Origin of the sequence: Polynucleobacter sp. JS-Safj-400b-B2, assembly GCF_018881975.1 — a bacterium.
In the GTDB taxonomy this organism is placed as follows: domain Bacteria; phylum Pseudomonadota; class Gammaproteobacteria; order Burkholderiales; family Burkholderiaceae; genus Polynucleobacter.
The window spans coordinates 24,043-32,141 of the sequence record NZ_JACVPJ010000019.1; the positions used below are offsets into that span (position 1 = coordinate 24,043).

At 43.7% G+C, this 8,099-nt stretch carries 6 protein-coding genes; 4 read left to right on the top strand and 2 right to left on the bottom strand.

Annotation, left to right across the window (positions count from 1 at the left end):
• The first annotated feature begins 4 nt into the window (after positions 1-4).
• A complete protein-coding gene (gene mnmH / locus ICN48_RS12855; RefSeq protein WP_216154077.1) occupies positions 5-1,078 on the top strand; it encodes a tRNA 2-selenouridine(34) synthase MnmH in 1,074 nt (357 codons plus the stop codon).
• Here the strand turns inward: mnmH and ICN48_RS12860 are convergent.
• Complete coding sequence (locus ICN48_RS12860) at positions 1,075-2,259, bottom strand: acyl-CoA dehydrogenase (RefSeq protein WP_216154078.1); 1,185 nt, start codon at positions 2,257-2,259, stop codon at positions 1,075-1,077. The two genes, mnmH and ICN48_RS12860, sit on opposite strands and share 4 nt — an antisense overlap.
• A 72-nt stretch (positions 2,260-2,331) precedes the next feature.
• Here ICN48_RS12860 and ICN48_RS12865 point away from each other — a divergent pair, with 72 nt between their 5' ends.
• Entirely contained in the window at positions 2,332-3,075 is a 744-nt protein-coding gene (locus ICN48_RS12865) for a queuosine precursor transporter (RefSeq protein WP_255539572.1), read from the top strand.
• Positions 3,076-3,189: 114 nt separating this feature from the next.
• Positions 3,190-4,797: an ABC-F family ATPase gene (locus ICN48_RS12870; protein ID WP_216154079.1), complete on the top strand. Its 1,608-nt coding sequence runs from the start codon at positions 3,190-3,192 to the stop codon at positions 4,795-4,797.
• 83 nt (positions 4,798-4,880) lie between these two features.
• Here the strand turns inward: ICN48_RS12870 and ICN48_RS12875 are convergent, their stop codons facing one another.
• Positions 4,881-5,876 (bottom strand): hypothetical protein, encoded by a 996-nt coding sequence (locus tag ICN48_RS12875; RefSeq protein WP_216154080.1) that lies wholly within the window; start codon positions 5,874-5,876, stop codon positions 4,881-4,883.
• A gap of 69 nt (positions 5,877-5,945) precedes the next feature.
• Here ICN48_RS12875 and ICN48_RS12880 point away from each other — a divergent pair, with 69 nt between their 5' ends.
• The gene (locus tag ICN48_RS12880; protein WP_216154081.1) at positions 5,946-7,745 is read left to right on the top strand and encodes a sulfatase-like hydrolase/transferase; all 1,800 of its coding nucleotides are present in this window, start codon (positions 5,946-5,948) and stop codon (positions 7,743-7,745) included.
• The last annotated feature ends 354 nt before the right edge of the window (positions 7,746-8,099 follow it).

Genomic DNA, 8,099 nt, shown 5'->3' on the forward strand with positions numbered 1-8,099 from the left:
GATCGTGCAACCTAGCAATCCCCATATCTTCAGATCCGAACAATTTCTATCAGAGCTCGATAGCTTTGATGCCATCATTGATGTCAGATCTCCAGCAGAATTTGCACTAGATCATATTCCAGGTGCAGTGAACTATCCAGTTCTGAATAATGATGAGCGCGCCACTATTGGCACGCTCTATAAACAAGAGTCTCCTTTTGCTGCTAAAAAACTCGGTGCGGCATTAGTATCTAAAAACATTGCTTCGCACCTAGAAAATCATTTTTTAGAATTCCCACGTGAGTGGCGCCCATTAATTTATTGCTGGCGCGGTGGCGAACGTAGTGGGGCATTTACCCATATTCTCAATCGCATTGGCTGGAAGGCCAAGCAGCTCGAGGGCGGGTATCAGGGCTTCAGAAGGGCCGTGATTGATGGTCTTGACCACGCTGCAACACAATTTACATTCCAGGTGATCTGTGGGATGACGGGTAGTGGCAAAACAAAAGTGTTGCAAGAGATCGGCACGCTAGGCGCTCAGATTCTGGATCTAGAAGGCTTAGCCGTGCACCGTGGATCCGTATTAGGTAATGAGCCTAATATCGAGCAGCCATCCCAAAAAGGTTTTGAGACTTTGCTCTGGAATGCCTTGCGTTCACTTGATCCTGCGAAACCCGTATTTGTAGAGTCCGAAAGCAAGAAGGTCGGCGGCTTGCATGTGCCTGATGCTTTGATGGAAAAAATTCGTAATGGTGCTTGTATTGAATTGAGATCAAGTACGCAGACTCGTGTTTCTTGGTTGATCCGTGAATATCATCACTTCTTAACGGATACCGATAATTTCAAAGAGAAGCTGGCTTTGCTTACTGCGCATTATGGAAAAGTACAGATTGCTAAATGGAATGAAGCCATTGATGCAGGTAATTTTCCGGAGTTAGTGGAAGAGTTATTAGTCAAGCACTACGACCCTTCATATCAATCTTCGATCGTACGTAATTTTCCTCAATACAAGATTGAGAATTATGTACAGCTGGAGAATGATAGCGATGAGGCCTTTGCCAAAGCTGCAAAGGCCATCATAAGTAAGTCAGGCTCTTAGCTAAAAGCTTGAATTCCGGTTTGCGCACGACCTAGAATCAAGGCGTGAATATCGTGAGTACCTTCATAGGTATTAACAACCTCAAGGTTCAGCATGTGACGCACAACACCATACTCATCGGAGATACCGTTGCCACCATGCATATCGCGTGCCATACGCGCGATATCCAAAGACTTGCCACATGAGTTGCGTTTCATGATGGAGGTAATTTCTGGAGCTGCGATTCCTTCATCTTTCATGCGACCCAGGCGAAGACAACCTTGAAGGGCAAGAGTAATTTCAGTTTGCATGTCAGCCAGTTTCTTTTGAATCAACTGATTGGCAGCCAGCGGCTTACCAAATTGTTTGCGGTCCATGGTGTACTGGCGAGCGGCATACCAACACCATTCAGCTGCACCCAGTGTGCCCCAGGCAATGCCGTAGCGGGCTGAGTTTAAGCAAGTGAAGGGACCCTTCAGACCCTCAACTTCAGGGAATTCATTTTCTGCCGGAACAAATACTTCATCCATCACGATTTCACCGGTGATAGAGGCACGCAGACCCATCTTGCCGCTGATTTTTGGCGCGCTTAAACCCTTCATACCTTTTTCTAGGATGTAGCCACGAATGATGCCTTCATCGTTCTTGGCCCACACTACGAACACGTCGGCAATCGGGGAATTGGAGATCCACATCTTCGAGCCCGTTAATGAAAATCCACCAGGAACTTTCTTGGCGCGAGTAATCATGCCGCCTGCATCAGAGCCATAGTTTGGCTCCGTTAAACCAAAGCAACCAATCCATTCACCACTGGCTAATTTAGGTAAGTACTTTTGCTTTTGCGCTTCGCTACCAAATTCATTAATAGGCACCATGACCAAAGAGGATTGCACGCTCATCATGGAACGGTAGCCAGAATCTACGCGTTCAATCTCGCGAGCAATTAAGCCGTAAGACACATAGTTCAAATTCGCACCACCGTACTGTTCAGGAATCGTGATTCCTAAGAGGCCAAGCTCACCCATTTCTCGGAAGATGGCCGGGTCAGTTGTTTCATTGCGATAAGCATCGTGAATGCGTGGCATGAGGCGTCCTTGAGCGTATTCAGCGGCTGCATCACGCACCATGCGCTCTTCTTCAGTTAGCTGGGTATCGAGAAGCAGGGGGTCTGCCCAGTTAAAGCTTGCCTTACTTTTGCTCATTGCCTTGTCATCCTATATTCGGTTTTATCGTTACTTTTGGCCTGCTTCCTGCGAATTTTCAGGAATGCAGATATGCTTATTTCTATTATCCATTTTTCTAGACTTATGGACTTGCCTAGACCTCGCCACCGCTATTACGACCTGATTTTGGCTGCCTTTGTGGTGGTCTTACTCTGCTCGAACTTCATTGGGGCCGGTAAAGCAGCAGTGGTTAATTTGCCTTACTTCGGGGCGGTACCATTTGGCGGGGGTATTTTGTTCTTCCCTATCTCCTATTTCTTTGGCGATATTCTGACTGAGGTCTATGGCTATGCCTATGACCGTAGAGCGGTTTGGGCTGGATTTGCTGCGCTTGCATTTGCGGCAATCATGGCCCAGATTGTCATCGCCTTGCCAGTAGCTTCTGGCGAGTACATGGCCAATTACCAGAAGGGTCTTGAAACGGTTTTTGGAAACTCTTGGCGCATTGCTGTGGCCTCCATGTTCTCGTTTTGGTGTGGCAGTCTTGTGAATAGCTATTTTTTGGCCAAAATGAAAGTCTGGACTCAGGGGCGGTTTCTGTGGATGCGGACGATTGGCTCAACTGCGGTAGGGGAGATGGTTGATTCTTCATTCTTCTATGTATTGGCTTTTTACGGCATTTGGCCAACCCATGAAATCATTCAAGTAGCGCTAGCTCAATACGTCCTTAAGACCTCCTGGGAGGTTCTGGCAACCCCTATGACCTATTGGGTTGTGAATTTCCTCAAGCGCAAGGAAAATGAGGATTTCTACGATATTCATACGAATTTCACCCCATTTAGGGTCAAAGTCTAAGCAGGACCTCACGCTTCCTGCCAACAAAGACCTCTAAGCCGTTAAAATAACGGTCTTTGCCCCCAAAGTCGGGGGTAACTATCCAATTGAATTTCAGAAAGCTAGAAAACATCCGTGCTGTCAGCATCTAATATCACTATGCAGTTTGGGGCAAAACCTCTGTTTGAAAATATTTCCGTGAAGTTTGGCGGCGGTAATCGTTATGGTCTGATTGGCGCAAACGGTTGCGGTAAATCAACCTTCATGAAAATTTTAGGTGGCGAGCTTGAGCCAACTAGCGGCAATGTAAGCTTGGATCCTGGCATTCGTTTAGGTAAGTTACGTCAAGATCAATTTGCTTACGAGGATGTGCGCGTACTCGACGTCGTGATGATGGGTCACGAAGAGATGTGGAAGGCCGCTGCTGAACGCGATGCTATCTACGCTAACCCAGATGCTACTGATGAAGATTACATGAAGGCTGCTGAGCTTGAGGGTAAGTATGCTGAATACGGTGGCTATACAGCAGAAGCTAAAGCAGGTGAGTTGTTATTAGGTATTGGTATTCCTATCGAACAACACAATGGCCAGATGAGCAACGTTGCTCCAGGTTGGAAGTTGCGTGTATTGCTTGCGCAAGCATTGTTCTCTGACCCAGATGTATTGTTGTTAGATGAGCCAACCAATAACTTGGATATTCACTCCATTCATTGGCTTGAGGATATCCTCAATCAGATTAAGAGCACGATCGTCATCATTTCCCATGATCGTCACTTCCTAAATGAAGTCTGTACGCATATGGCGGATATGGACTATGGAACATTGAAAGTCTACCCAGGCAATTACGACTCATATATGCTTGCTTCTGTGCAGGCGCGAACACAACAACTGAGTTCTAACGTAAAAGCCAAGGAAAAAATTGCTGAATTGGCAGCTTTCGTGGCTCGCTTCTCTGCAAATGCTTCTAAGGCGCGTCAAGCCACTTCACGTCAAAGACAATTAGAAAAAATTGAGATTGTTGAAGTTAAACCTTCTTCACGTCAAAACCCATTTATTCGTTTTGATACCGAGAAGAAACTGCATAACATGGCTGTGGAGTGCAATGCGCTAACTAAAGCGTATGACCGCACCATCTTCAAGAACTTCAAGATAGCTATTCGTGCTGGTGAAAAAATTGCGATCATTGGTCAAAACGGCGCTGGTAAGACAACGCTTCTAAAGACTATTCTGAGCAAGCGCTTTGAAGGCATTGCCGCAGACAGCGGTGATGTGAAATGGGCTGAGAATGCAAATGTTGGTGTGATGCCGCAAGACAACACCGAGATGTTTGCTAAAGATGAGTTGCTCATGGATTGGATGAATTGGTGGCGCAATACTGGCGACGATGATCAAGTCATCCGTGGCACATTAGGCCGCTTGTTGTTCTCTGGGGATGACATTGGTAAGTCCGTTAAGGTTCTCTCTGGTGGTGAAAAGGGCAGAATGATTTGGGGCAAACTCATGCTCCAAAAATATAACGTCCTAGCAATGGATGAGCCAACCAACCATATGGATATGGAATCTATTGAGAGCTTGCAAATTGCGCTTGAGAAATTCGATGGCACTTTGATATTTGTTTCTCATGACCGTGAATTCGTTTCGGCATTAGCTAATCGCATCTTAGAAGTGAAGATGGATGGAACAGTTGAAGATTACTCGGGTACTTATGAAGAGTATTTGCGTAGCCAAGCGCTGGCAGGCTAATTCATAAGTTGTGAATCTACGGCTAGGGTAGCTATCTATGGCTGTTATTGGTCAGTAGTAGAGGATTTTTTATAGTCTGTAAGTTAGAAGGCAAAGTTTAAGCTTCCCCCGAACGCAAGATCTATGCTGGCATTTCTAGCATTCTGATATTGACCGAATAAAGCAATATGAAACTTGTCTGCAATTTTATAATTTAAAGTTGCACCAACCGTATCCTGTGTAATGGTTCTTCCTCCGGTCAGATTCTTGTTATAAGGATAGTATGAAATGATCAGAAAAGATCTTTCTGTTGCTTGAATGCTTGCACTTATCATGGCGCCATTGAGGGTTTTGGGCGCATAGTATTGGTTAACTGTGTTGGAAGTTGAGTTTTGAAAATTTCCAAACGCATAACCAATACTGATTGGCGGCATATATTGACTAGCTTGCCAATTAATTTTTGGAACTACTTGAGTGAAATTGCCAAGACTAAACTCTTGATAGTTAATGGTGGCCTCTGCAGATAAAACTTTCCTGCCGTTATCAAAAATTGGGAGTTTATATTGTGGAGAAAACAATAGAGAATATTTGTAGGTGTATGAATCACCGGTACCCATACCTGCAGAAGCATTAATACTCCAATCTTTATCAGGGAGATAATTAAAGCCTAATATCGTATTTGTAAGATTAATGTTTCCTTGTTTTTGATAAAGCTCGCTCGCTATAACTTTCCATTGATCATTGATCTTATAGAGACCTTGTGCCATTTGAGTATATAAATTATCTTGGGATGGACCTGTGGTCCATTTTTGCACGCTACCAAAGATGGAAAATGGCAATGGAGATTTTTCTCTAAATAAAATTTCCTGTTGCTGGCTTGATTGAACATTGCCATAGTTGGTAAAAATATGGGTATTCTCATAATTTGAATCAGAGTCAGATGGTGAATTTAAAGACTCTCCAAAAGCATATTGATTCAGCAAAATCATCAAAGCTAAGAAAATAAATCGCGTTATTGAAAAAGTGCCAATATAGGGCATCGTATTTGATGGTGGTTGGAGGTTTAAAGATTGCTGATTGTAATTAGGAAGGCAGCGCATTAATTATGTAATATTACGATTGCATTATGTGAGGTTAAAGACAAATCCATCCATTTATAGAGGTTCACCATGTCTGCGCAAGATGATTCACTCAAAAACCCCTCTAGACGAAACCTCTTAGGATCTGGGGCAGCCTTACTAGGCTCAACATTATTGCCAGAGGCCGGTGCGGCATCTTCTGCCAATTCCTCTGAAAAAATTGATCCGGTGGCGCTGCCCGATGCTCCTCCTGCTGGCTATAACATTCTTTATATCCTAGTAGACCAGGAACATTTTTTCCCAAAATGGCCTTTCCCAGTCCCAGCTCGCGAAGCGATTAAGAAAAAAGGGGTTACTTTTACAAACCACCATACGGCAGCTGTAGTGTGTTCGTCTGCGCGATCAGTTCTCTATACCGGACATCATATTCAGCAAACTGGAATTGCAGACAACCTCAATTACATTTGGCAGCGTGACTTATCGACGAAGATCAAGACGATTGGTCATCGCTTAACTGAGCTCGGGTATTACTCCGCCTATCAAGGTAAGTGGCATTTATCAGCCAATATGGATTTGACCTCAAACCCTATAGATGCCCCTTTAAAACAATATCAAAAAACCATAGAGACATACGGTTTTCAGGATTTCTTTGGGTTGGGTGATCTTATAGATGGTACGTTAGGCGGCTATCAGTTTGACGATACTACGATAGCCTTTACTGATAGATGGTTTAGAACCAAAGCCCAAGAATTAAAGGCGAAGGATCAGCCATGGTTTTTGGCAGTAAATTTAGTTAATCCGCATGATGTAATGTATTTCAATTCTGATTTACCAGGTGAAAACATTCAAAGCAAATCTCATTCGTCCGATATTGCTAGAGCGCCAAATAATGATATATACAACGCTACCTGGGATGATGTGCCATTGCCATCCACCAGGAGCCAATCATTTGATATGCCTGGCAGACCTATTGGACAAAAGATATATCAAGGCGTACAAAATGAATTAGTTGGTTATTGGCCCGATGAAGATCGTCGGTGGCGAGCTTTGCAAAATTATTACTTCAACGCTATTCGAGATTGTGACCAAAGAGTTGAGGCGGTACTAGACATGCTAAAACAAAATGGGATGGAAAAAAATACCATTATCATTTTTAATGCAGATCATGGAGAGTTGGGCGGTCATCACCAAATGCGCGGGAAAGGAACCAGCATTTATCGTCAGCAAAATCATCTACCTTTAATGATTGTTCATCCCGCCTATCCAGGGGGTGTCGAATGTGAGGCACTAACATCGCAATTAGATATTGTGCCAACCATTATTGGCTTGACGGGTAAGGATGCCAATTTACGTAAGAAGGTATCCGAAGGCTTAAAGGGAAAAGATTTCTCAACGCTATTAAAAAATCCGAGTCAAGCCAAGATTGATGCAGTAAGACCAACAGCATTATTTAATTTTGATATGTTGTCATATCAAGATAATAAGTGGGCTGCGTTGACCATTGATACAAAGAAATATCAAGCACTCGCTCCTGCGCAGCAGTTAGCCATGCTGACTAAATATCCCCCGAATTTCTCCAATCGAACCTCTATCAGAAGTATCTATGATGGTCAGTATCGATTCGGTCGGTATTTTGCACCCAATAACTTCAATACACCGAAGACGATGGAGGCATTAGTCGCCAATAATGATGTAGAGGTTTATGACCTAAAGAATGATCCAGAAGAAATTCATAATCTGGCATTAGATATGAAAAAAAATGGCGATTTAATTTTTTCTTTAAACCAAAAACTAAATGAAATTATCGCTAATGAGGTAGGTGTAGATGATGGGTCTTATATGCCCATTAGAAATGGCAAATGGTATTTCCCGCCACTGAGTGAGCGATAGAAATATGTCAATGAGTGCGCCTCTTAAAAAAATTGGTGTTGCCTTCATTATTGGCGGCTTACTTGAAATTAGGGTGGGATAGAGGAAATGCTGATGCTCCAATGATGAAAGCATTTTGGTCTTAATTAGGCGGGATTACACATCCTCAGCCTTTGTCTATTCTGCCCCGGGCCACCAAGAAACACCAAAACCACCTTCGGGTGGTTTTTCTTTGGGTGTCTGCTTAGGGTCTTGAATTCAACTGATCGATGCAACACACTACAAACTGCGTAAGCAAAAGGAGTGTTGCTCATGAAACAACGGCCCCGAATCTATTACACGGCCACCCAGAAGGCTTTAATGTGGGAACGCTGG